Origin of the sequence: Streptomyces sp. ITFR-6, assembly GCF_031844725.1 — a bacterium.
Taxonomy (GTDB): Bacteria; Actinomycetota; Actinomycetes; order Streptomycetales; family Streptomycetaceae; genus Streptomyces.
The window spans coordinates 4,624,983-4,648,984 of record NZ_CP134612.1 but is presented as its reverse complement, the minus strand read 5'-3'; the positions used below and the strand labels follow the sequence as shown (position 1 = coordinate 4,648,984).

18 protein-coding genes and 1 pseudogene are annotated in these 24,002 nt (G+C 70.2%); 10 read left to right on the top strand and 9 right to left on the bottom strand.

Annotated elements, in window-relative coordinates:
* The first annotated feature begins 5 nt into the window (after positions 1-5).
* Both RLT59_RS21050 and RLT59_RS21045 read left to right on the top strand, forming a co-directional pair.
* A complete protein-coding gene (locus RLT59_RS21050; RefSeq protein ID WP_311304824.1) occupies positions 6-836 on the top strand; it encodes an IS5 family transposase in 831 nt (276 codons plus the stop codon).
* Positions 833-1,255, top strand: a complete 423-nt coding sequence (locus tag RLT59_RS21045) for a hypothetical protein (protein ID WP_311304633.1) — start codon at positions 833-835, stop codon at positions 1,253-1,255. The genes RLT59_RS21050 and RLT59_RS21045 overlap by 4 nt, the downstream gene beginning before the upstream one ends.
* A 1,446-nt stretch (positions 1,256-2,701) precedes the next feature.
* Here the strand turns inward: RLT59_RS21045 and RLT59_RS21040 are convergent.
* From RLT59_RS21040 to RLT59_RS21010, 7 genes and pseudogenes are all read right to left on the bottom strand, one after another.
* A pseudogene (locus RLT59_RS21040) lies at positions 2,702-2,896 on the bottom strand (IS5/IS1182 family transposase); the annotation flags it as partial.
* Positions 2,897-2,998: 102 nt separating this feature from the next.
* A complete protein-coding gene (locus RLT59_RS21035; protein WP_311304823.1) occupies positions 2,999-4,285 on the bottom strand; it encodes a YhgE/Pip domain-containing protein in 1,287 nt (428 codons plus the stop codon).
* A gap of 55 nt (positions 4,286-4,340) precedes the next feature.
* Complete coding sequence (locus RLT59_RS21030) at positions 4,341-4,994, bottom strand: LLM class flavin-dependent oxidoreductase (protein WP_311304822.1); 654 nt, start codon at positions 4,992-4,994, stop codon at positions 4,341-4,343.
* Complete coding sequence (locus RLT59_RS21025) at positions 4,987-5,976, bottom strand: LLM class flavin-dependent oxidoreductase (protein ID WP_311304821.1); 990 nt, start codon at positions 5,974-5,976, stop codon at positions 4,987-4,989. Before RLT59_RS21025 ends, RLT59_RS21030 begins: the two co-directional genes overlap by 8 nt.
* Before the next feature lie 46 nt (positions 5,977-6,022).
* Positions 6,023-7,501: an aldehyde dehydrogenase family protein gene (locus RLT59_RS21020; protein WP_311304820.1), complete on the bottom strand. Its 1,479-nt coding sequence runs from the start codon at positions 7,499-7,501 to the stop codon at positions 6,023-6,025.
* Positions 7,502-7,526: 25 nt separating this feature from the next.
* Complete coding sequence (locus RLT59_RS21015) at positions 7,527-8,297, bottom strand: thioesterase II family protein (protein ID WP_311304819.1); 771 nt, start codon at positions 8,295-8,297, stop codon at positions 7,527-7,529.
* Positions 8,294-9,148: an alpha/beta fold hydrolase gene (locus RLT59_RS21010; protein WP_311304818.1), complete on the bottom strand. Its 855-nt coding sequence runs from the start codon at positions 9,146-9,148 to the stop codon at positions 8,294-8,296. The genes RLT59_RS21015 and RLT59_RS21010 overlap by 4 nt, the downstream gene beginning before the upstream one ends.
* Before the next feature lie 157 nt (positions 9,149-9,305).
* Between RLT59_RS21010 and RLT59_RS21005 the strand changes: the two genes are divergently transcribed.
* Positions 9,306-9,914, top strand: coding sequence for a TetR/AcrR family transcriptional regulator (locus RLT59_RS21005; RefSeq protein ID WP_311304817.1), 609 nt, complete (start codon positions 9,306-9,308; stop codon positions 9,912-9,914).
* Here the strand turns inward: RLT59_RS21005 and RLT59_RS21000 are convergent.
* On the bottom strand, positions 9,874-10,926 hold the full coding sequence (locus RLT59_RS21000; RefSeq protein ID WP_311304816.1) for a fatty acid desaturase family protein: 1,053 nt from the start codon (positions 10,924-10,926) through the stop codon (positions 9,874-9,876). The two genes, RLT59_RS21005 and RLT59_RS21000, sit on opposite strands and share 41 nt — an antisense overlap.
* A 24-nt stretch (positions 10,927-10,950) precedes the next feature.
* Positions 10,951-11,415 carry an SRPBCC family protein gene (locus RLT59_RS20995; protein WP_311304815.1) on the bottom strand — a complete coding sequence of 155 codons (465 nt, stop codon included), beginning with the start codon at positions 11,413-11,415 and terminating at the stop codon, positions 10,951-10,953.
* Between the two features lie 625 nt (positions 11,416-12,040).
* Here RLT59_RS20995 and RLT59_RS20990 point away from each other — a divergent pair.
* From RLT59_RS20990 to RLT59_RS20960, 7 genes are read left to right on the top strand one after another with little or no spacing between them, the layout of a single operon-like run.
* Positions 12,041-13,225 (top strand): aminotransferase class I/II-fold pyridoxal phosphate-dependent enzyme, encoded by a 1,185-nt coding sequence (locus RLT59_RS20990; protein ID WP_311304814.1) that lies wholly within the window; start codon positions 12,041-12,043, stop codon positions 13,223-13,225.
* A 28-nt stretch (positions 13,226-13,253) separates the two neighbouring features.
* Positions 13,254-14,033 carry an SDR family NAD(P)-dependent oxidoreductase gene (locus RLT59_RS20985; RefSeq protein WP_311304813.1) on the top strand — a complete coding sequence of 260 codons (780 nt, stop codon included), beginning with the start codon at positions 13,254-13,256 and terminating at the stop codon, positions 14,031-14,033.
* Positions 14,034-14,066: 33 nt separating this feature from the next.
* Positions 14,067-17,189 (top strand): non-ribosomal peptide synthetase, encoded by a 3,123-nt coding sequence (locus RLT59_RS20980; protein ID WP_311304812.1) that lies wholly within the window; start codon positions 14,067-14,069, stop codon positions 17,187-17,189.
* Complete coding sequence (locus RLT59_RS20975; protein ID WP_311304811.1) at positions 17,186-19,951, top strand: beta-ketoacyl synthase N-terminal-like domain-containing protein; 2,766 nt, start codon at positions 17,186-17,188, stop codon at positions 19,949-19,951. The genes RLT59_RS20980 and RLT59_RS20975 overlap by 4 nt, the downstream gene beginning before the upstream one ends.
* A gap of 5 nt (positions 19,952-19,956) precedes the next feature.
* Entirely contained in the window at positions 19,957-21,564 is a 1,608-nt protein-coding gene (locus RLT59_RS20970) for an aldehyde dehydrogenase family protein (RefSeq protein ID WP_311304810.1), read from the top strand.
* Complete coding sequence (locus RLT59_RS20965) at positions 21,564-22,709, top strand: acyl-CoA dehydrogenase family protein (protein ID WP_311304809.1); 1,146 nt, start codon at positions 21,564-21,566, stop codon at positions 22,707-22,709. Before RLT59_RS20970 ends, RLT59_RS20965 begins: the two co-directional genes overlap by 1 nt.
* Before the next feature lie 5 nt (positions 22,710-22,714).
* The gene (locus RLT59_RS20960) at positions 22,715-24,001 is read left to right on the top strand and encodes an aspartate aminotransferase family protein (RefSeq protein ID WP_311304808.1); all 1,287 of its coding nucleotides are present in this window, start codon (positions 22,715-22,717) and stop codon (positions 23,999-24,001) included.
* Position 24,002: the final 1 nt, after the last annotated feature.

Below are 24,002 nucleotides of genomic sequence, written 5' to 3'. Positions count from 1 at the left end.
TCGCCGTGAGCGAGCGCAAGCCCTACAAGACCGACGTGAGCGACGAGCAGTGGGCGCTGGTCGAGCCGGTGATCACCGCGTGGAAGGCCGCGCATCCCTTGGTCAGCGGCCATCAGGGCCGATACGAGATGCGGGAGATCGTCAACGCATTGCTCTACCAGGGCCGGACCGGTTGCCAGTGGGAGCTGCTCCCGCACGACTTTCCGCCGCCCGGCGCGGTGAAGTACTACTTCTACACCTGGCGTGACGACGGCATCGATCAGACCATTCACGACCTGCTGCGCTGGCAAGTGCGGGAAATGGCTCGTCGGAAGGCGGACCCGAGCCTGGTGGTGCTCGATACCCAGAGCGTGCACGCGGCGGCTGGAGTGCCCACGCAGACGACGGGGCGTGACGCGGCAAAAAAAGTACCGGGCCGCAAGCGCGGCCTGGCCGTTGACGTGTCGGGGCTGGTGATCGCAGTGGTCGTTGCGGCCGCGTCGGCGCACGAGAACGCCGTCGGCCTCGCGCTGCTGGACAAGGTCGCCGCCGACACCGACACCGTGGAGAAGGCCCTGGTCGACCAGGGCTTCAAGAACGCCGTCGTCGCGCACGGTCAGAAGGTAGGCATCGAGGTGGAGGTCGTGGAGCGCAACCCCGCGCAGACCGGGTTCGTTCCCCAGGCCAAGCGGTGGGTGGTGGAGCGCGCGTATGGGATCTTGATGCTGCACCGCAGGCTGGTGCGTGACTACGAGCATCTGCCCCGCAGTTCGGAGTCGCGGGTGTACTGGGCGATGACCGCGGTGATACTGCGCCGGCTGACCGGGGCGACCGCGCCGGCCTGGCGCACCGCATGACCGGCGGAGAGCTGACGCTCGGCGCGGTACTGGCGCGGCTGGAGGAGCGGGAACGGGAGATCACCGCGCAGGCCGGGACGATGCGGGAACAGATCACGCAGCTGACCACACAGCTCGACGAACTCGGCCGGGCCGCCGAGGAAGTCCGGATCACCCGCAAGACACTGCTGGAGCTGCCCGACCCCGGGCCGCCCGCGCCGCCGGCGCCGCAGCTGCCGGATCATCCGGCCTACCAGCAGATCATGGCGGTGTTCACCGCGGCCGACCACCCGCTGCGGGCCCGGCAGGTGTGCGAGGCGATGGACCTGACGGTCGCGCCCAACAACATCAACAACGTCCGCCTGAAGCTCAAGCGGCTGGCCGACCGCGGGATCCTGGCCGAGACCGAGCCAGGCTTGTTCACCCAGCCCCGGCCATAGTCGACCGACGTCGCCACAACCTGTCCGCTTGTCCCGCACGAAACGAAGAATCGGGCATCAGGTCTCATACCGCCCTCTCAGACGGAACGCTGACCGGCAAAAATTTTCCGCGAGATTCCGACGAAGGGCAGCCCTTCACGCATGGAGATCCGACAGCTTCGCCGCATGATCATCTTTTATGTCAGAACCATCCAAGAGCGGTCGTGAGGCTACGACCTCGGCGAATCGCAAGAACGCTCCATCAGCCGCCTTCTCGACACCCACCGACGGCCGCCCCTCGTCCACCGCTTTGCACGCCCCCTGCGCAGCTGTCCACCGGCTGTCCACCGGCGGCGATCATGAAGCCCCAAAGGGGCGGACGGACGCTACGAAAGGATCTCAAGAGACAGAAAACCCCAGGTCACAAGCTATGTTACCTGGGGTTCTTCCGAGCCGCCTTCGGGATTCGAACCCGAGACCTACGCATTACGAGACCGTGAGCGATCGTGCAGCGTTGTGCCTGGTCGTGCCGCCGGGTGACGTTTCGCCTGATCAAAGTATGTGCGGCTGGTTGGTCTGCGCTCCCTCGTATTACGTCGTCCGAAGGCGTCCGGCCACCGGCTGGCCACCGGAGGGGCCACCGATGACGACGACATGGGGCGCCACACGGGTTGTAGGTCTTCCACAGTGCCTCTTGCGGCTGACCCGCTCCCGGCGAAATCGCCCCCACGAGCGCTCCCACGATAGTCGGCGCAGAACGCCTCCCTGGAGAGTGGTCACCGACCGCCGGTTCGCGCCCGCCAACCACTCAGCACCACCCACCGGATTCTGCCGACGCATGACTTGGGTAAGGGATTCGTCCTCCGGCCTCGCCCGGAGGCACGGCACCTGAACGCCGGCGACCTGCGGCCGACGGGCCTGTGCAACAACCCGGGACGAGCCGCCACGTACCGACGCCCCCTCTGAGGCCCCAGCTGGCGGAGTCGTCGACCGCGGGGTTGGAAGCTGCCGTTTCGATCGACTGGTCAAGCCGTTGTTCAACTGGCCGGAGGGGCTTCGGCGCCTATCCTCCACCGCCCGGCCCTCCTGAGCCAGCCAGGCGCGTGAGCGAGCGAGACGGCGGTGCCCCGAGATGCCGTGTGGCCGGCTCGGGGCAGGTCGGATTCCGGCACGCCCCTCCCTATACAGCGCCTCACTTCATGAGGTCACCTCAACCCAAAGAGCCATCCGTCAGCGAGGCTTTCAACAGCGAGCTCAAGGTCGAGTACCTCCACCGGCATACCTTCATCACCCCGCACCGAGGCACGGCTGAAGTTCGCCACCTGGATCACCGGCTTGTAAACCACCCGCCGACGAAACAGTGTGCGGATACCGGAGCCGACCGACTGCGAACGCGACCATCACGGCGACCCCGCCGTGGAGTTGGCCGCTTGAAAGATCTCCACGGCGCGAGGGGATTTACAAGAAGGTCGTGTCGGCGATCGCCTGGTAGGAGCAGCCGAGCCGCAGGACCTGCAGCATCTCGTCAAAGACGACCCGGTCGCTGATGCTGGGCGGTGGCAGCCCAACAGATGCGTCGGCACGGCGGTCGAGCGCTCAGGGCAACAGGGCGGCGAATCGGGCCCAGAGTGGTTCGCTCAGCCATGACGGAAGTACAGCCACAGGTCTCCCCGGTGATCCCAGAGCGTCGCAACTCCATGATCACCAATGCCTGCACCTACTTTGCGGCCGGGGTACCACTACCGCCCCTATCTGCGCCGCCTCTTAGGACGTGGCGGTCACCGCTGGCTGGGAGTGACGGGCAAGTTCCACGGCTGTCGCGCGGTCAAAGCCGAGGTGGTCGTAGAGGCGGGCGACCACGAGACCGACTAGGAACGCCACGACCGCGTAGGCGCCCATGACCAGCCACGCCTTGAGGAGGCCGGAGCCGAGTCCGTCGAAGAAGAGGAGTGAGCGGATGCCCTCCGTGACATGCCGGGCCGGGAGGAAGTTGCCCACCGCTTGAGCGAAGCCCGGCTGGGCCTGTACCGGAATCGTGCCGCCGGAGAGGGGGATGCCGAACAGGGTCACCATCAGCAGCGCGATTACCTGGCCCGCCATACCGAAGATCGCGAACAGTGCCAGCGTCAGCAGCGTAACCGCCGTGCAGGTCAGGCCCGCGAACAGCCAGAGTTGCACGGGCCGGTCGGGTTCGACATCCAGACCCCACAGGGCGACGGCGGTCACGGCGCTGCCCGCCGCGAAACCGGTTACCGCGCCGATGCCCGCCTTCGCCACGAACGTCGAGGTACGGGCGATGCGTACGACGGGCTGCACGCTGCGGCGCGGGCCCATCTCTAGCGGGGAGTAGCCGAGGGCTGCGTCGACCGTCATGGTGAGGAGGACTGCGGGCAGCAGACCGGCCAACAGCAGGGCGATCGTCAGATAGAGCGTCATGGCGCCGCCGGCCGTCGCTCCGGAGGTCGTCAGACCGGGCTCTGTCACCGTACGTACCGGGTCATGGAGCAGGAGGAGACGATCGGCGCCGGGACGGGTGGAGTTGGCGCGGGCGGTGAGCTGCGCCCCGAGAGCGGTGGATGCTTGGGTGGCGCTCTGACGTGCGGCTTTCTCCGCCATCGAGGAGGCCACGCTTCCGGCGCCCTCGTTGGTGAGGACCGTCATCGTGGGCCGTTCGGGGCGGGCGTCGCGTGCGGTCAGCGACAGTGACTTACGGGTGAAATCCTGCGGAATGACGAGTGCACCGGACGCTTCGCCCCGTTCGAGCAGCCTGCGGGCTGCGGGAAGCGAGTCGACGATCGTCCAGGAGATCCGGCCGTCGTCCCGCGCGCTCGCTTCGATGCGGGTGCTGAGGTCGGTGCCGAGCCGGACGGTGGAGCCGGCCGCGGCGGCACCTTCGTCCGCGTTGACGAGGACGAGGGGGAGATCGCGCAGATGCGCCTGCGGATCGGCCGCCGGGCCGATGTAAGCCAGGGTAATCAGTGCCGCCAGCAGGCCGCCGACGATCACTGCCAGCCAGGCGCGAGGTTGCCTCCACAGGGTGGTTGCCCGCACGGGGGCCGCCTTTCAGTCTTCGGAATTCGGTGGTTGGATTCGGGTGGGGCCCTGTTCAGGCAGCGGCAGGAAGCCGTTCGCGTAGCCCTCGGGGGCTGAGTTGCGCCACGGGCAGCAGGCCGCGTTCCCGAAGGAGGGGGACGCTCTCGACAGCGAAGCGGGCGAGGGCCCCGGGTCCGGCGAGGCAGCGGATGAGGAGGCCGTCCGTACGGGTACGGGTGAGCGCGACCGCGAGGCGGTCGGCGGCCGTTTCGCCGGGGACCATGGTGAGGACGTCGAGGGCTAGCCTGGGCCCGGTGACGGTGTGGCCGGTGGCAGAGGACGTCAGGACAACCGGGCTCCGGCCGTGCCAGGGCGGGCCGGCCGCGCCTTCCGGGAGGAGGCAGCCCGCCCGGCCACCGCTCATGGCATCGAGGGAAGCGAGTTCCCAGGCCGTCCGGGCCGGTTCGGGTGAGGTGACGGGGAGTTCGGCGACGAGGCCGAGGCGGTAGGTGCGCGGGGCGAGGCCCGCCAACACGACGACGGGGTCGAGGGCTGGTTCCGGGAGTCCGGCGCCGGACTCGACGACGAGCGCGTCGATCCCTGCTTGTTCTGCGGCGAGGGCGGCCTCCACGAGTAGCCGCGGCCATGGGACGGAGGCTCGGCGGGGGCGTACGGCGGGCAGGGCGACGAAGAGCAGGGGGCCGCGCGGTGTCTTCGGCTCAGGCATGGGTGGCTACCGTTGCAGTGGCGTGGTGTGACAGGCCGAGGTTCTCGCGCAGCGTCGGATGCTCGTAGTCGTTGGGGAACAGACCGCGTCGCCACAGCTCGGGGATCACGTGGTCGACGAAGTCGACGAGCGGGCCCGGGAGGGAGGGGAAGGAGAGGGTGAAGCCGTCGCAGGCCCGCTGTTCGAAGCATTCCTCGATGTGGTCGGCGATCTGTGCGGGTGTGCCGACGAGTACGTCGTCGGTGTGGTGGGCGTGGACCTGGTGGGCGTCGCTCACCACGAGGGGTGTGAGTTCCGTCCAGATCAGCAATTCCTCGGCGAGTCGGCCGTATGTCGCGGCCTGCGTCTTGGTCTGCGCGTACCAGGCCCGGGAGTGCTCTAGGGGGCGCCGGCCAGCCAGGACGACGTCGGCGTGGCGTGCGGCCAGGGCGCGTTCGGCGGGGGTTGCGGCGGGGAGAAAGAGGACGGGGCGCCCCTGCGGGACGGGTGGCGGCGAGTCGGGCGCGCCCTTGTTCCCGGCGCGCCAGTGGCCGTGGATCTCCTCGAGGAGTTCCGCTGCGAGTTTGCAGCGCAGTTCGTCGCCCTCGTCCTTCGGCAGGTCTGCCAGCCAGCCGGTCCGGCCCGAAGACAGCACGTCGAGGGAGGCGAGCCTGTGGGCGATAGCTTCGGCGTGTCCGGAGACCGCGGGGGTCGTCGCGGCGACGCCGATCCGGTCGGTGGCGCCAGCAAAGCCCGCGAGCAGGGTGCCGGCCTCGAACACGGGCGTGGCGGCGGTGCCCGGTACGCCGGGCGGCGTCCCGAGCAGTTGCGGTACGAGCAGGGCGTCCAGCCGTCCCCGCTCCAGCTCCATCACCAGGAACTCGTGGAACGGATAGTCGTGCGGGTCCGGTGGTGTGGGCGGAAGCGGCAGCCCTGAGATCCGTTCCTCTCCTCCGTGCAGCCTTACCCCCAGTGACAGCCGCCTTGTGGCTCTGCCGGCCATGCTTCTCCCCTTTCTGCCTGATGCGTTCTGTGGTTGGGTCACCAGGTCAGCGCGATCCGAGGAATCGGACCACGCGTTCCAGGCGAGCGATGTCCTTGGCGCCGCGGGCGTACGTCGATACGGCGAGCGGCGCGGTGAACCGGCGGCGGGTCACGGCGTGCGGCACGGTGAACTCTCTGAGTCCGTCGGCTCCATGGATGCGGCCGAAGCCCGAGGCACCGACTCCGCCGAACGGCAGCGACGGCACTCCGGGGAAGGCCATCACGTCGTTGATGCTGACCATCCCGGAGCGGATGGAGCGAGCCAGGGCGGTGGCGCCGTGGTGTGCGAAGAGGGCTGCGCCCAGCCCGAATTCCGAGGTGTTGGCGCGTCGTACGCCTTCGTGGGCATCGCGGACCCGGTTGACGATCAGGACCGGGCCGAAGGTTTCCTCGCGCAGGGCGGCGGAGTCCTCCGGGACGTCGGCGAGGACGATGGGGCCGAGGACGTAGGGCGGGCTGATGGACTCGCGGCCTCCGACGAGGGCGCGGCCGCCGCGTGCGAGGGCGTCATCGACGTGGCGGCGGATGATGTCGAGCTGCCCGGGCATGGTGATGGGGCCGAAGTCCTCGCGGGCGCGGATCTGCCCAGCACGTTCGGTCAGCCGGGTCTCGAAGCGGTCGTAGACGGCGTCGGCGACGTAGACGCGTTCGATGCCGGTGCAGGACTGGCCAGCGTTGGCGCAGCCGCCCCACAGGGCGGCCTCGACGGCGGCTTCGACATCGGCATCCTCCGCGACGACAAGAGCGTCCTTGCCACCGAGTTCGAGGAGCACCGGGGTGAGCGTAGGGGCACAAGCGGCGAGGATGCGGGCCCCGGTGGGCCGGGAGCCGGTGAAGGCGATCTTGTCGACCCCGGAGGCGCACAGCGCCGCGCCGGTGGGGCCGGCCCCTGTGGCGAGCTGGAGGACCGGGTGTTCCGGAACCGCCTCGGTGAAGGTGTCGACCAGCCATTTCCCGCAGGCGGGGGTGAACTCGCTGGGCTTGAAGACGACGGCGTTGCCGGCGGCCAGGGCGTAGGCGATGGAACCGACGGGGGTGAACACCGGGTAGTTCCAGGGTCCGATGACGCCGATCACCCCGTACGGCTTGTACTCGAGGGTGCTGGCCTGGTTGAACATGAGCGGTCCGGAGGGCATGGACCTGCGGCGCAGCACGCGGTGGGCGTGTTTTGCCGCCCAGTCGACGTGGGTGAGGGTGACGGAGAGCTCGATGACGGCGTCGGCCCGTACTTTGCCGTTCTCGCGGCGGAGCAGGTCGATGATCTCCACTCTGCGGCGGATCATGGCACGCTTCCAGGCCAGCAGCCTGGTACGGCGGCCGTCATGGCCGAGTCCGTCCCACCATGCGGCGGCCTCGCGAGCACGGGCGACCTTGTCCCGTACGGCTGCCTCGTCCTCGGCAGGGAAGGTCGCGACGAGCTCTGCGTTCACCGGATTCAGGGAGGTGAACTGCGCCGTCGCCGTATCGGTGTGAGCGGTGGTCATGGTGGCTCTCCTTCACGGCGAGGCGTTACGCGGGCCGGGCTGCGGATGCGGCGGTCTGTGCAAGGGCGGCGACGAGGCGGGGGCCGGTGTCGCCTTGCCAGGGGAAGAAGTGGCCGCCGGGCAGGACGTGCATCCCTTCCCAGCGTTCGGCGATCGCCGTCCAGGCGGCCACGGTGTGCGGTGGGTAGAGCCTGTCGGTCTGCCCGCTCAGTGCGGTGACGGGAATGTTGGCCGGAAGGGGGTCGTCGGTGGCGGGGTCGGGGAATGCGGCGAGGAGGCGGAGGTCGGCGCGCATGGTGCGCAGGACGAGTTCGCGCAGCGCGGCTGTGTGCAGGACCTCCGGCGGGGTTGCGCCCAGTTCGCGTACGTGGTCGAGGAGGGCGTCCGGGTTCTCGGCGAGTGCCCGCTGGGCCGTGCGGTCGACGAGGTGCGCGGGGGACATGGCGGAGAGGACGAGCGCTGCTGGTGCGGCGCCGAACGTGGTCAGGGCGCGACACAGTTCGTAGGCGAGCAGGGCGCCCATGCTGTGTCCGAACAGGACGAGTGGTGGTCCGGGGCGGGCCGCGAGCGGGGTCAGGGCTTCGATGATCTCGGTGAGGTCGGCGCCGGGGGGCTCGGGCAATCGGCGTCCGTGGCCGGGGAGTTCCACAGCGTGGAGTTCGGCACCGGGCGGCATGGCGGTGGCCCAGGTGCGGTAGGCGGCGGCGCCTGCGCCGGCGTAGGGCAGGCACAGGATGCGGGCGGTGGCCGCGCCGTCGGGGAGGTGTGGGGTCCACTCCTGGATCCAGGCGGTCATGTCGTCTCCCCCGGCGGGGAGAAGGCGTCGGGTCGTGCGCCCGACAGGAGTGCGTAACCGCGTTCCACGATGCGGGTGAACGCGGTCGGGTCACTGATCGACATGTCGTGCGGTCCGTGGACGTGGAACAGCCTTGCGTATCCGCCGGCGGAGCGGACGGCGCTGACGAACTCCTTTTCCTGGGTGCGGAAGAGTCGGTCGCCGCGGCCGTTGACGAACAGGACGGGCAGTCTGGTGCGGCCTGCCACGTTGAGGAAGTCGCGTCGCGTGAGGTCTTCGACGACCTCGACGAAGGCGTGCATGGTGAGACTGCCGGCCACGATGGCCTCGTAGCTGTCGGAGGGCAGACGCTTCTTGAGTGCCCGGTCGTTGAGTCGGGCGGCGCGAGCCGGACCGAGTGCCCAAATTGCCCGTGCGGCGGTGCGGTAGACCCAGCCGGTGAGGCGGTCGGGCCGGGCGGTCGCCCCCTGTACCAGGACTGCGGCCGCGCGGTCGGGGTGGGCGGCGCCGTAGGCGAGGGCGACGTAGCCGCCCAGGGAGGCGCCTACGACCAGGGGCGGCTGGCCAGTGGCCAGCATCGCCTCCTCCACGGCGAGGCCGACCCTTGCGACCGCGTCTTCCAAGGAGAAGGGGCGCTCGCGTTGGGTGCCGTGTCCCGGTAGGTCGGGGGCCGTGATCCGGAAGCGCGGAGTCAGCCGGCGGGCATGCGGGGCCCACATGCGGGCGGATACCCGGATGCCGTGGACGAGGACCAGGGGGATGCCCTCGTCCGGCCCGGCGGTCCAGATCCCCGGCCGACCGGCAGCGGGTGCCAGCCCCGCCCCCGGGTCCCCGGGTCGCTCAGCACGCATGTGTCCATACCCCCTGGTGGGTGCGATGACGGCGCCCACGGAAGGGAGCCAAAACAAACGCAACGTTGCGTTGCACTCTAAGAGGTTCGGCATCCAAATGCAACACTACGTTGCGTTGCAGTAGAGTGGTTCCCGACATGAGCGAAGGTGGTATCCGGTGACACGGAAGCAAGAGGGCGACGTCGGCGGTCCGCGGCGCAAGGCCGAGATCTTCACGGCCACGTTGGACATGCTGGGCGGCCTGGGCTACGACTCCCTGACCATCGAGGGGGTGGCCCAGCGTTCCGGGGTGAACAAGACGACCATCTACCGTTGGTGGGCATCGAAGTCAGAGCTGCTGCGCGATGCGCTGCTGCATTCGCACGTGTTGCAGTTCGAGCTCGCCGACACCGGCAGTCTTCGCGGCGACCTGACCGACCTCGCTGAGCGGCTGCAGGACCTACTGGACGACGAGCCCCGGCGGACCGTGGTGGAGGCGGCGCTCGTCGGCGCGGTGCGCCACCAGGCGATGCGCGAGCTGGTGATCTCGTTCCTCGATGACCGCTTCGGGCGGCACCAGCCGGTCTTCGAACGCGCGGTGGCGCGCGGCGACCTGCCGCCCGACGCTGATCCGGCGCCGCTCGTGGACGCCATGGCCGGCGCATTGTGGATGCGCGTCCTGGTCCGCCGGGGCGAGGTGGCCGAGACCTATACCCGCGACCTCGTCGACATGCTGATGGATGGGATCACACGGTCCGCGAAGTGCCCTCCCGCACCTGCTCGGTGACCTCGCGCAGGTGCGCCAGGACCTCGATGTACGAGCGGGTCGCCGAGACCTCGTAGTACGTCAGACCCTGCGCGGCGCAGTGCGCCATCGTCAACGGCCGGCACTTGCGAAGGTTCGGCCGTGGCACCGTCGGGAAGAGGTGGTGCTCGATCTGGTAGTTGAGCCCGCCGTAGAAGAAGTCGTGGAACAGCGAGCTGCGGATGTTGCGCGAGGTGAGGACCTGACGACTCAGCCAGTCGGGTTCCGCCTCGCCGTCCCGTACCGGCATCCCCTTGTGGTTCGGGGCGAAGACACAGCCGAGGTACACCCCGAACAGGCCCTGGTGGAGGGCGATGAACGCAACCGCGAGGAGCGGGCTGAGCAGGGAGAAGACCACCACCGCATAGACAACGGCATGGACCGCCAGCAGGAACGATTCGATGCGCGGGTGCCGGACGATGCCGCGCCGGATGGCGATCATCGATCCGACGCGCAGGCCGATGCCCTCCAGGTTCAACAGCGGGAAGAAGAGGGGCGCCTGGTGGCGGATCACGACGGCGCGCAGCGCCGAGACGCCCTGTGCCTGCCGGGGCGAGAAGGCCACGACACGGCGCAGGATGTCCGGATCGTGGTCCAGGTGGTTGGGGTGGTTGTGGTGGCGGGTGTGGTGGTTCATCCACCAGCCGTAGCTGAAGCCCAGCAGGAGGTTGCCGTGGATGAGGCCGAGCACGGTCATCGCGCGCCGGTTGCGGGTGACCTGGGCGTGGCCCACGTCGTGCCCGAGGAGTCCGGTCTGGCCGTACGCGAAGGCGAGTAGAACGGCGGAGGCCAGCTGCCACCAGGAGTCACCGAGCCACCAGAAGAGACCCCAGGCCGCCGCCATGAGGACGGTGTTGGTCAGGAACTTGACGGCGTAGTAGCCGGTGCGGGGCCGGAGCAGACCCGCCTCGCGCACTGCCGCTTGGAGGGGGGCGAAGGAGCGGGGGGTAGAGATGGGGGTGGAGACCGGGGCCGGGGCCTGGTCCGTCGTCATGGCTGTCGCCTTTCTCTGGGAGGGTCATCGCTCCACGGCGCGCTTGAGCCGTAGGAGCGTGGTGCGCATGCCCGCGCGGTTGATGTCCGCGCGGCGCCCCGCCGGCGTTCCGGTGAAGAGGAGACCGAGCAGCTCGGTGATACGGGCGCCTCGACCTGTCCGGAGGTCGGTCCAGGACTCCGTGACCCTGACTCCACCGCCCTCGGGCGTGAACCGGTAGCTCCAGCGGGCCACGGGAAGACCGAAAGTGCTCACATCGAACGTGAAACGTTCGGGCGCCTCGGCGCATGTGACGCGGCACCAAGTGAACCAGATGAAAAGCCCTTTGCGGTTGATGCCGACGAAATTCCGGCCGGCCGCGGCGCGGCCGCGCGGCCCGAGGACCAACTTGCACTCGGGACTGTACTTCCCCATGGAACGGACATCGGCCACGGCCGCATACATATCCATCTGCGAGGAATTCACGAAGATGTCCACTTCGGTGCTCATCTGACGTCGCATCATTCTCCTCCTGCATCCAGGTCCGGAACACCCAGGAGTATGCGGCCCGGAGGCGAAAGCGGCGACAGGACATCACCGGAGAAACTGCTTTCGGCCAACGATGACGTGATCCTCAACTCCCCGGCAGAAGCAAGCCCGTCGGCTGGAATTCACTTGACGATCTCGAGCCACACGCATACGTTTAGAACGAGTCGATCCGTTCTGAGCGAGGGGGGGAACCCTCGCGAGCTGCTGCGTGGTACCGCAGCGCACACAAACGCCCGCCTCCCGGCCGCCAGTGCACACGCACCGGCGAACGACGGCGTACGCGGGCATTCCATGGGGGAAACATGGCCAAGGCCGCATCCGCGATTGCCGGTGCAATCTGCGACATCGCATCTACTCTTCGCCTCATCTGGCATTCCTGGGAACGCTGATGACCCTGCTCCGCGAAAGATTCACGGAGCCGCAACACCCGAACACCGCCACCTCCCACGACACCCCTCACGTGTCGGACGACTGGGAGCTGACCACCATGTCCGGAATCCTCGGAATGGTCATTCGGGAAGTTGAACTCCGCATTCCGCGTGTAAGCACCTCCATTTCACTCTCCAAGACATCAGAAGGATGAATTGTGAGCGTCATCGACAAGTGCACCTCCTACACACGAGCGCGTGAGGCAAAGGCCGCCGGCCTCTACCCTTACTTCCTCAACTTCGACGGCCGCGACGCCGGCACCGCCCGCATGACGAACGGCCGCGAAGTGGTGATGTGCGGCTCCAACGACTACCTGGGGCTGTCCACCGATCCGCGGGTGATCGAGGCCGCCGTCCGGGCGACCGAGCGCTACGGAGCAGGCTGCACCGGGTCCCGGTTCCTCAACGGGAACCTGGAGCTGCACGACCAGCTCGAACGCGAACTGGCCGAGTTCTTCGGGAAGCCCGCAGCCCTCGTCCTGACCACCGGCTACCAGGCCAATCTGGGCGCGATCGCCGGACTGTGCGGTCCCGGCGACATCGTCTTCCTGGACAAGGAGGCCCACGCCTCTCTCATCGACGCCGCACGGCTGAGCCGGGCCAAGATCCAGTGGTTCGCGCACAACGACACGAACGACCTCTACGCCAAGCTCTCCCGCCTCGCCGGGACCGCCCCGTGCATGGTCGTCGTCGACGGCGTCTACAGCATGGAGGGAGATCTCTGCCCGCTGCCCGAACTGGTGCACATATGCGACGAGTTGGGCGCGACCCTGCTCGTGGACGACGCCCACGGCGGCGGCGTCCTCGACAAGGGAAGGGGCACCAGCTCCCACTTCGGGCTCACCGCGAGCGTCCCGCTGATCACGCTGACCTTCTCCAAGGCCTTCGGCTCGATCGGCGGCGCGATCCTCGGCGACGAGGACGTGATCGACTACCTGCGGCACAACGCGCGCAGCCTGATGTTCTCCGCGAGCGCCAGCCCTTCCAACACGGCCGCCGCCCTGGAATCCCTGCGGATCCTGCAGGCGGAGCCCTGGCGCTGCAGCACGGTCGCCGACAACGCCGACTTCATGCGGCGCGAGCTGACCGCCCTGGGCTACGAGGTGGGCGCCAGTGAGACCCCGATCGTCCCCGTCGAGATCGGCAACGACATGAGCACGCTCCTGGCCTGGAACCTCCTCATCGAGCAGGGCGTTTACGTCAACGCCGTGTTGCCACCCGCCGCCTCGCCCAGGCTTCGCACCAGCTACACCGCGGCCCAGACCGAGGAGCAGCTGCAGCGGGCGGTAGCCGGCTTCCGCGCGGTCCGCGACCAGGTGCTGCGCGCGGAAGCGCGTCTCTGACCACCCATCCGACCGGAGCTGACAACACATGCCCACTGCACTGATCACGGGAGCGACGGCCGGTCTCGGCAAGTCGTTCACCCGGGCCCTGGCAGAACAGGGTTACGACCTGGTCCTCGTCGCGCGATCGGAACGCGACCTGAAGGAGCATGCCGAGCTCATCCAGGCCGGCCACGGGGTCATGGCCGAGGCCCTTCCCGCCGACCTCACCACCGACGAGGGCTGCGCCCGGGTCACGGCGCGGCTGGCGGCCGAGCCGGCCGTCGACCTGCTCGTCAACAACGCGGGCATCGGCTACGACGACCCGTTCCTCAAGACCGGCATCCAGGCCGAGGAACGCCTCCTCGACCTCAACGTACGCGCCGTCCTGCGGCTCACCGACGCCGCGCTGGGCGAGATGACCCATCGGCGCTCGGGGTCGGTCATCAACGTCGCCAGCGTCGCGGGAATCGGCCCCGCCTGGCTGAGCTCGACGTACCCCGCCAGCAAGGCCTGGATCATCGGTTTCACCGAATCGCTGGCCGTCTCACAGCAGGTACGCGACGCAGGCGTGCGGATGATGGCCCTCCTGCCCGGCTACACCAGGACCGAGTTCCACCAGCGGGCCGGTATCCCGACGACCTTCCCGCCGCCCTGGCTGTGGCTCCACGCCGACGACGTCGTCCGCTCGGCCCTGCGCGATCTACACAAGGGCAAGGTGCTCAGCATCCCGAGCCTTCGGTACAAGACCGCCGCCTGGGGACTGCGCCACCTGCCCAGGTCGCTGTCGCGGCGGTTCGCGTGGGACATCAGCAAACCCGACCACTGAGCACAAACAGCAAGAACTTCATGGGGGAACACAATGACGGGTCCGGCGATATCACCGGCCACAACAGCTCAGCTCAAGCTCCACACCCACCACCAGCTCTTTCCGGACGACGCCTCCTTCAACCTCAGCCGCCTGTACCGCATCACGGGCGATGTCGACGTGGAGCGACTGCGCGCGGCGCTGGGCCGCCTCGCCCGCAGCATCCACGCCCTCAACGCGACCTTCGAATCCACCGACGGCGCCGTGCACGCCATCCGCCGTGCCCCGGAGGCGGACCTTGACGCCCTGGTGCCGCTCACCGTCCTCCCCGGCAACGCCGAGGAGGTGATCGCCCGGCTGATCGCGGAGCAGAGTGACACCCCGATCCCGCCCGGTGGGCGCCAGTACGCCTTCCACGTGTACCGGGACGACGAGGCCGCCTACGCCACGGTCCTGTTCTCCCATCTGGTCAACGACGGCTACAGCTACTTCAACTTCCTCTCGGAGCTGGAGCGCCTCTACGCCGACCCCGAAGCAGCCCTCCCGCCGTCCGTCGACGACGGTCCGGCCTCCTTCACCGACGCCGCGCCGCCGAGCGCCGACGCCCTCGAGTTCTTCCGCACGCGCCTCGGCCACCTCACCACCCTGGGTGACGATCGCCTCCAGGGCCGCCGCACCGCCTCCGGTGCCCGGATCGGCGACGAGCGCAGCCTTGAACTCGACGCGGAATTACGCGAGTTGATTCTCACCCGCACGAAGGAGCTCGGCTGCACGCCGTTCGCGTTCTTCCTCGCCGCCTACCTCGTCACGTACGCACGGGTCACCGGCGGCCGCGAGCTCGTCACCGGCATCCCGCTGGCCAACCGCCGCGGACTGCGCCAGCGACAGGCATACGGCTACTTCGTCAACACGCTCCCGCTCGCGGTGGATCTCACGGAACACGGCACCTTCGAGGAGCTGTGCCGGGCCGTGCAGTCGACGACCGTCGGCATGCTGCGCCACCAGAGCTTCGACCTGGGTGCGCATGCCCGTGAGGTCAGCACCCGGCTCGCGGGTGGTCTGCTTTCCACCGACAACACCTTCACCTACTACAAGGAGCCGCTGCGCTTCCGGCTGGACGGCGCCACCGTCGAGTCCGTTCCGCTCCCTCGGCGCCAGGTGAAGTACCCGCTCTCCATGAACGTCGAGGACTCCGGGACCGCCTTCGTCCTCAATGCCGAATGCAGCGACGAGCAGTGGCGCACTGATCCGCTGAGCGTGATGCGGCACGTCCTGACGGTGGTGGCGCAGGACCCCAAGCGGCGGATCGAGGAGATCCCCGCCCTGTCCGTCGAAGCCGAGCGCGAGCTGTTCGCCCTGGTCAACCCGGACGCCGGCGGCGAGCCCTTCGAGGTGCCACCGTCCCTGGCCGCCTGGTTCGAGCGGACCGCGCGGGCGCACCCGCAGCGCATCGCCGTCCGCGACCGCGGTGAGGAGCTGACCTACGCCGAGCTGGGCGAGCGGGCGGCCCGGGTGGCCGCACGGCTCTCGGCCGCCACGGACAGCCCCGATGTCGGCATCGCCATGCGGCGCGGGGTCGACCTGATCGCCGTCATCCTCGGCACGCTCATGGCGCGCAAGGCCTACGTCCCGCTCGACCCCAACTCCCCCGTGTCCCGGATCGACTCGATCCTGGAGAGCTTCCCGGGCGGGCTGCCGATCGTGGTGGACGCGGAGCACTGGCCCTCGCCCGTCTCCCGCTTCCTGCCGGCGGCGCCGCTACTCGCGCCGGCCCCGGCCGGCGGGAGTAGCGCCGGCCCGGCGCCGCAGGACGACCCGGACGCCTGCGCGTACGTCATCTTCACCTCCGGTTCCACCGGCCGCCCCAAGGGCGTCCAGGTCACCCACCGCAATGTGATGCGGCTGATGCGCTCCTGCGAGGGCCACTTCGGATTCGGTCCCCAGGACACCTGGAGCCTGTTCCATTCGTACGCCTTCGACTTCTCCGTCTGGGAGATCTTCGGCGCGCTCCTGTACGGCGGCCGGCTGGCCATCGTCCCGGAGGACTGCGCCAAGTCCCCCGACCAGTTCCGGGAGTTCCTCGTCCGGGAGCAGGTCACGGTCCTCAGCCAGACGCCCTCCGGGTTCGGCCAGCTGATGAAGGTGCTCGAACCGGGCGACGGCGAGCGCCTCGCCGTCCGCTACGTGGTCTTCGGCGGCGAGGCACTGCGGTACGCCTCGCTGAACGCCTGGTACGAGGTGATGGGCGAGCGGGCCCAGCTGGTGAACATGTACGGCATCACCGAGACAACGGTCCACGTCACCCACCATCCGGTCACTCCGCAGAGCGCCCGCACGGAGGTCCTTTCGGCGATCGGCCGGCCGCTGCCGGACCTGACGGTCACGGTCGTCGACACGGACGGCAACATCTGCCCGCCGGGCGTCCCCGGGGAGCTGGTCGTCGGCGGCGCGGGCGTCTCGCTCGGCTACCTCGGTCTGCCAGAGTTGACGGCGGAGCGGTTCCCCGTCCTGGGCGGGAAGACGCTCTACCGCAGCGGCGACCTCGGCATGGTGCGGCCCGACGGCACGCTCGTGCACCTCGGCCGGATCGACAAGCAGGTGCAGCTTCGCGGCTTCCGCATCGAACTCGGTGAGATCGAGACGGCGCTGCTCTCGGTCCCCGGCGTCCGCGAGTGCACCGTCCGGCTCGACGAGCGCGACCCGGAGCACCCCCGGCTGGTCGCCTTCGCGGCCGGGGCGAGCCTGCCGGAGCCCGGCGAGATCAGGCAGGCGCTACGGGAGCGGCTGCCCTCGTACATGGTGCCCGCACAGTTCGTCCGCTCCGCGGCGCTCCCCCTGACCCTCAACGGGAAGATCGACGACGCGGCGCTGCCGTGGCCGGCGGTTCCCGCAGCGGCCCTGGAGCAGGGCGCGCCCGGTGTGCCCTGCTCCGGGGCCGGCAACGGCACCGAGGCCGCCGTCCACGCCATTTGGGGCCAGGTGCTCCCCGGGATCGGGATCGGCCCCGAGGACAACTTCTTCGACATCGGCGGCTCCTCCATGCACGTGGTCCAGGTACACCGACTGCTCCAGGAACACCTGGCCGTGCCCGGCCTGGAAATGATCGAGCTCTACACCCACACCACGGTGCGCCGGCTCGCGGCGCACATCGACGCCGTACGAGGGGACAGCCGATGAACCGGACCACTCGGTCAACGCCCGGAGCGACGGGCGAGGCCGTGGCCATCGTCGGGATGGCGGGACGCTTCCCCGGCGCGGCGACGACGGACGAGCTCTGGCAGTGCCTGCTCGACGGTGTCGAGTCCGTCCGCCGGTTCCCCGACGAGGAGATGGCCGAGGCGGGCGTCTCCCCGGAGCAGATCGCCTCTGCCGGCCGGGTCCCGCGGGGCGCGGACCTCTCGGACGCGGACCTCTTCGACGCCGGCTTCTTCGGCGTCACCCAGCGCGACGCCCGTCTGATGGACCCCCAGCACCGGGTCTTCCTGACCTGCGCCTGGCAGGCTCTGGAGGACGCGGGCCTGGCCGCGCACGACGCGGGCGGCCGGGTGGGTGTCTTCGCGAGCACCAGCATGAGCACGTACCTGCTGGCCAATGTGCTGCGTTCGGTCGAATACGCGGACGCCGCCCTGTCGTACCCGGTGCTGCTGGGCAACGACAAGGACTTCCTGGCCACCCGCGTCTCGTACAAGCTCGACCTGCGCGGACCCAGCATGACCGTGCAGAGCGCCTGCTCCAGCTCGCTGACCGCCGTCCACCTGGCCTGCCAGGCGCTGGCGCGCGGTGAGGTACGGGCCGCGCTCGCGGGCGGCGTGAGCATCACGTTCCCGCAGACCTCGGGGTACGAGTACCAGGAGGGCGGGATCCTCTCCCGCGACGGCCACTGCCGTGTCTTCGACGCCCGGTCCGCCGGCACGATCAAGGGCAACGGCTGCGGTGTCGTCGTCCTCAAGCGGCTCGCCGACGCCCTGGAGGACGGAGACCGCGTCTACGCCGTCATCCGGGGCACGGCCGTCAACAACGACGGCTCGGACAAGATCGGCTTCACGGCGCCCGGCCCGCAGGGCCAGCGGGCGGTCATCCGGGCGGCCGTCGAGGCCTCGGGAGTCCCCGCCTCGCACGTCGGGTACGTCGAGACCCACGGCACCGGAACCGCCGTCGGGGATCCGCTGGAGCTGCACGCACTCGGCGCCGCCTACCGGGAGGCCGGCGGCCCGGCCCCCGACTGCACGATCGGCAGCCTCAAGGCCAATGTCGGGCACCTCGACGCGGCGGCCGGAGTGACGGGCCTGATCAAGGCGGCGCTCGCCCTCCACCACCAGAAGGTGCCGCGGCAGATCAACTACGACACGCCCAACCCGCACCTGCGGCTCGACGACCAGCCCTACACGGTGCCCACCGAGACCGTGGACCATCCGCCGGCCGCTCCCCTGCGGGCCGCGGCGGTCAGCTCCTTCGGACTGGGCGGCACGAACGCGCACGCCGTGCTCGCGGCCCCGCCCGTACGGGAGGAACCGCCCGCCGGGCGGCCCGGAATCCCCTACCCGGTCGTGCTGTCCGCGTGGGACGCCGAGGCGCTGGCCGACCAAGGCCGCGCGCTGCGCGCTCTCCTGGACGGTGCCGAGCCGCCGGCCGTCCGGAACATCGCGTACACGTTGCTCACGGGCCGGGCACTGCTGCCCGTACGGCACGTGTTCACGGCGGCCACCCATGACGAGCTGCGCGCGGGTCTCGACGCGCTGCTCGCCGGGGCGCCGACGCACTCGGCGCTGCCCGAGGCGGGCTGGGCCCACGGACCGGCCCTCAAGATCTCCCTGCCGGGTTACCCCTTCCGGCCGGAGCGCCACTGGATCGAGCCCGACCTCCGGGCCGGTGCGGTGGCCGGGGCCCCCGCCGAATCCCCCGCGGCGGGGGCCGCGAAGTCCATCGCCGTCGCCGCACCGGACGCGACCGACGACGACGTCCTGGAGCATGTGGTCGAACTGCTCCAACAGGGACTGGGCATAGACCAGATCGCCCCGGACGACGATTTCTACGCGCTCGGTGGGGACTCCATGCTCGCCGTGGAGATGGTCACCGCCCTGCGCAGCGCTTTCGAGATCGAGCTGGACGTCGACGAGTTCGCCCGGCTGCGCACACCCGACGAGATGGCGGCCCACATCCGCGCGGCGCGCTCCGGCACGGCAGCCGCGCACAGCGGGATCACACCGGTTCGCGATGGTGAGGGCACTCCCGTGTACCTGGTCCCGCCGGCGGGCGGCACCAACTTCCTGTACTTCCGGCTGGCCGCCCAGACGGCGCAGGGTGCGCCGCTGCGCGCGCTGTCCTTCCCCACGGACCCGGCCCTGCGGCCCGGCACGCTGCGTGAACTGGCGGCGCTCTACGTCGAGTGGATCCGCCGGGAGCAACCGCAGGGGCCGTACCGCCTGGGCGGCTACTCGTTCGGCGGGAACGTGGCCTTCGAGATGGCGCTCCAGCTCCAGAAGAGCGGTGAGCGGGTCGAGCTGCTGGTCATGCTCGACGCCCACGCGCCGGAGACGTACGTGGGCGGGCACCTGGACGAGGAGGAGTTCCAGGCAGTCTTCCCGGTGCTGTTCGAGGCCGCGGCGGTCCGGGGCGTGGACCCGCAGATGTTGCGGGAGCAGGGCTTCCTCGACGTGTGGCAGCACAACCACGACCTGCTCAAGGGCTACTACCCGGACCGCCGGTTCGCGGGTGACCTCGTCCTGCTCCAGGCGGAGGAGCCGGAGGGCGAGGCGCTGCTCGACGCACTGCGCATGAACCCGCGCGACAAGTCCCTGTGGGGCGACCACATCACCGGCCACCTGGTGGTGGCGAAGGTTCCCGGCGACCACTTCTCCATGTTCGACGAGGGCGACCGGATCGCCCGCCTCGGGGCCGCGCTCGGCTCGGCCCTCGCCCCGAACGACCAGGAAGGCTGACCGCGATGCTGAGCTACGGCTCCTACGTGGACGGGCAGGACCGGCCGGGCACCCGATGGGTGTACACCGTGCGGGCCTCCGCCATGCTGCGTGACTTCTTCGGCTCCGTACGGACCAAGCGCGATCTGGAACGCGGGCAGCTCGCCCACAAGGACGCGCCGCAGGACGTGATCGGGCGCTGCGCCGTCGCCGATCCCCACGAGGTGGAGGCGGCACTGCAGTCGGCCTCCCGGGCGGCCGCCGAGTGGTCGGCCGCCCCGCTCGCGACCCGGCTGCGGCTGGTCGAGGTCTTCCACGACCTGGTGCGCGAGAAGCACGACGAGATCGTCGACCTGATGGTCGCCGAGGGGCATCCCTCAGCGCTGGCCCGCTGGGAGGCCTCCGGCATCCTCGCCAACACCGCACCGCAGACACGCGAGTTCCTCGCGGCCCTGATGGAGCACCGGGTCGACACGGCGCAGCGGGAGCTGACGGTGCGCCGTGTCGCCGATGGGGTGGTCTGCCTGAACCCACCGCAGAACGCGACGGTCGCCAACGTCCTGCTAGGTGTGTGGGCGCTGGCGGCGGGCAATGCGCTGGTGGTCCGGGCCCCGCGGAGCGCGCCGCTGGGCGTGATGCACATCCTGCGGGAGCTGATCGCGCCGGCCCTGGAGGCCGTCGGCGCCCCCGCTGCGGCGCTCTCGGTGCTCTGCTCGGACGCGCCCGCCACCATACGGACGTGGCTGGATAGCCCGCTCGTCGACGATGTCATGTACTTCGGCGGCAGCCGGCAGGGGATCGAGTTCGGCGCCCGGTGCGTGGCTGCTGGCAAGAAGCCCGTCCTCGAACTCGCGGGCAACGACATCTGCGTGGTCTGGCACGACGCAGACCTCGATCTGGCCGCCGAGGCGCTCACCGAGGCGTTCTACGGTTCCGGGCAGATCTGCATGGTGCCCAACGTCGCGGTGGTCCACCCGGCGGTCGCGGACGAGCTGCTGGCGAAGGTGACCGCGCGGGCCGCCGGGATCAGGCCGGGATACCCCGAGGAGCCGGGGACGCTGCTCTCGCCCGTGCTGCGCACCGATCTGTTCAAGGCCGTGCTGAACCAGGCGCTGGAAGGCAGCGCGGAACTGGTCTGTGGCGGCCGCCGGCTGGATGTCTGCGGCGAGGTGGACGAGGTGGGCGGGCTGTTCCTGGAGCCCACCGTCGTCCGTGTCGACGGGCTCAAGAGGGCCCGGGACCTGGAAGCCGTACGCCACGAGACCTTCTTCCCCCTGCTGCCGGTCGTTGTCCCTGCGCCGGAGGAGACGGAAGGGCTGCTGGAGGCGGTGATGGGGTTCGTCAACACCAACGAGTACGGGCTGCGCAACTCGCTGTGGGCCGGCGACCGGCAGGTGATCGACCGCTTCGTGGCCGGGGTGCGGGGCGGCGGACTGCTCAAGGTGAACGACTCGCACATCGGGTTCCTCCCGGTCCTGCCCACCCACGGCGGCACCGGTCTCACCGGTGGCCCGGGCGGCGAGGCCAACTACCCGATGCTACGCACCTCCCACCTCCAGGGCGTCAGTGTGGCGCGCGGTGTGCGCCCCGCCGAGGCCGTGTTCGCAGTTCTCACGAAGGAGGCATCGGCCTGATGCGCGCGATGAACGACGCCCGCGAGGCGTGCGAGAAGTACCTTCCGGGGCTGGCCGAGGAGCTCGGGGGCGTCCCCCTGACGACGCTCGAGGCGCCGGGCGGGCCGGGGCTGGCCGCCTTCCGCCGCAGCGGCGGACCGGGGCTGCTCATCCCGGGTGCGTACGGGGGCGGGGGCGCAAGCGCCCTGGACGCCGTGCGGGTCGGGCGGGCTCTGGGGGCGATCTCCCCTTCGCTCGGGGTCGCGGCCGCGATGCACAACTTCTCGGTGGCCAGTCTGGTCGCCCTGGTCGCCTCGGAGGACGCGGGCGGCCTGGAGTGGATGCTTATCGAGGCCATCGCCCGGGACCGACTGCTGGTCGCGTCCGGGTTCGCCGAGGGCCGCACCGGTTCCGGCATCCTGGACTCGTCCGTCACGGCCGTGCCCGTGGAGGGCGGCGGCTTCCTGGTCAACGGGGTCAAGAAGCCGTGCAGTCTGACCCACTCGATGGACCTGCTGACCGCCGGGGTCGCGCTGCCGACCGCCGACGGGCAGGGCGGCAGCGAGCTGGGCGTGGCGTTGGTGCCGGCCCAGTCCCCCGGCATCACCCGCAAGCCGTTCTGGGGTTCCCCCTTCCTCGCCGGTGCGGAGAGCGACGAGGTCCGGCTGGAGGACGTCCACGTACCGCAGGAGCTGATGCTGCGACCTCAGGTCGAGCTGGGCTCGGGCCTGGACACGCTCCAGACCGTGGGCTTCGTCTGGTTCGAGCTGCTGGTCACCTCGGCGTACACCGGGACGGTAGCCCGGCTCGCGGAGGCGGCGGTGGCCGGCGGCCGCGGCAGCGCCATCGACCGGGCCGCCCTGGTCACCGGCATGGAGGCGGCCGCAGGGCTGGCCGAGAACGTCGCCCGGCAGGTCGACGCGGGCCCGGTGGGCAACGACGAGCTGGCGGCGTCCCTCACCGCGCGCTACGCCGTGCAGGACCTGCTGGTGGACGTCGCGGACCGGGCTGCGGAGGTGCTCGGCGGGCTGGCGTTCGCCTGCTCGCCCGACATCGGGAGCCTGCTGGCCGTCAGCCGGGCGCTGGCCTTCCACCCGCCGTCGCGCACGGCCTCCGCGCAGGCGCTGCTCGACCACTGCGCCGGCGCGCCCCTGCGGGTCCGGTGAGCGGCGTGGGCGCGGCCCCGCACGCCCGCCCCACGGGGCAGAGCGTGGCTGCCGGGTACAAGGCGCACCTGAGCCGGGGGCGCGGCAAGCTCGGCGAGATGTTCGGCGGCCACGTCGAGGTCTCCTCTGCCGGCTCCCGGATCCGTACGGCCGACGGCCAGGACTTCCTCAACGCCGGCGGGTACGGGGTTTTCCTCACCGGTGCCTGCCATCCCCGGGTGGTCGCCGCGGTCGAGCGGCAGATCCGTACGCTGCCGCTGGCCACGCGGCTGCTGCTGGAGCCTTCGGCCGCGCGGGCCGCGGCGGCACTTGCCGGGGTCTGCCCGACGGGGCTGGAGCGGGTGCACTTCACCGGTTCGGGTGCGGAGGCGGTGGAGACGGCGCTGAAGATGGCCCGCAGCCTCGGTCACCGCCGGGTGATCGCGACGCGCGGCGGCTATCACGGCAAGACCCTCGGCGCGCTGTCTGTGACCGGGAAGCCGCTGTACCAGGACCCGTTCCGGCCGCTGCTGCCGCTGGTCTCCCACGTGCCGTACGGCGGCGCGGCCGCCGTGGCGGCGGAGATCGGAGCCGACGGCTCGGACGCAGTGGTCATCCTGGAGCCGGTGCAGGGCGAGGCGGGTGTCGTCATCCCGCCGTCCGGCTACCTCAAGGAGGTGGCAGACCTCTGCCGGGCGACCGGGGCCCTGTTCGTGCTCGACGAGATCCAGACCGGGATGGGCCGGCTCGGCGCTTGGTGGGGGGCGGACCGCGAGGCCGTCTCGCCCGACATCCTGCTGGCCGGCAAGTCGCTCAGCGGCGGGGTGATTCCGGTGGCGGCGGCAATCGCCACGGAGAATGCCTTCGCGGTCTTCGACCGTGACCCGTTCATCCACACCTCGACGTTCTCAGCGGCCCCGGTCGCCATGGTCGCCGCCGAGGCGGCGATCGACGTGATCCGGGAGGAGGGCCTGACCGAGCGGGCGGCTCAGCTGGGCGAGGAGCTCCTCGAACGGCTGCGCGGCTCCCTGACCGAGCACTGCGGGCACCTGGTTCGCGACGTCCGGGGGGTGGGGCTGCTCATCGGCGTGGAGTTCCATGACGCAGGTACCGCCGGGGAGTTCCTGCTGGAGCTGCTGGACCGCCACGTCATCGTCAACCACTCGCTCAACGCACACGCGGTCGTCCGCTTCACCCCGCCGGCGGTGCTCAGCAGCGCGGAGGTGGACGAGCTGTCCGATGCGGTCCACGGAGCCGCACGGTCGCTCGGCGGGCGCTTTCCGCAGACCGGCGACACGACAAGGAGCAACTGAC

Bases quoted from the DNA above. Each gene is read 5' to 3' on its own strand.
- RLT59_RS21020 (WP_311304820.1), bottom strand. From the start codon at position 7,501: ATGACCACCGCTCACACCGATACGGCGACGGCGCAGTTCACCTCCCTG.
- RLT59_RS21015 (WP_311304819.1), bottom strand. From the start codon at position 8,297: ATGACCGCCTGGATCCAGGAGTGGACCCCACACCTCCCCGACGGCGCG.
- RLT59_RS20985 (WP_311304813.1), top strand. From the start codon at position 13,254: ATGCCCACTGCACTGATCACGGGAGCGACGGCCGGTCTCGGCAAGTCG.
- RLT59_RS20995 (WP_311304815.1), bottom strand. From the start codon at position 11,415: ATGAGCACCGAAGTGGACATCTTCGTGAATTCCTCGCAGATGGATATG.
- RLT59_RS21045 (WP_311304633.1), top strand. From the start codon at position 833: ATGACCGGCGGAGAGCTGACGCTCGGCGCGGTACTGGCGCGGCTGGAG.
- RLT59_RS20965 (WP_311304809.1), top strand. From the start codon at position 21,564: ATGCGCGCGATGAACGACGCCCGCGAGGCGTGCGAGAAGTACCTTCCG.
- RLT59_RS21010 (WP_311304818.1), bottom strand. From the start codon at position 9,148: ATGCGTGCTGAGCGACCCGGGGACCCGGGGGCGGGGCTGGCACCCGCT.
- RLT59_RS21025 (WP_311304821.1), bottom strand. From the start codon at position 5,976: ATGGCCGGCAGAGCCACAAGGCGGCTGTCACTGGGGGTAAGGCTGCAC.
- RLT59_RS20975 (WP_311304811.1), top strand. From the start codon at position 17,186: ATGAACCGGACCACTCGGTCAACGCCCGGAGCGACGGGCGAGGCCGTG.
- RLT59_RS20980 (WP_311304812.1), top strand. From the start codon at position 14,067: ATGACGGGTCCGGCGATATCACCGGCCACAACAGCTCAGCTCAAGCTC.
- RLT59_RS20970 (WP_311304810.1), top strand. From the start codon at position 19,957: ATGCTGAGCTACGGCTCCTACGTGGACGGGCAGGACCGGCCGGGCACC.
- RLT59_RS21000 (WP_311304816.1), bottom strand. From the start codon at position 10,926: ATGACGACGGACCAGGCCCCGGCCCCGGTCTCCACCCCCATCTCTACC.
- RLT59_RS21030 (WP_311304822.1), bottom strand. From the start codon at position 4,994: ATGCCTGAGCCGAAGACACCGCGCGGCCCCCTGCTCTTCGTCGCCCTG.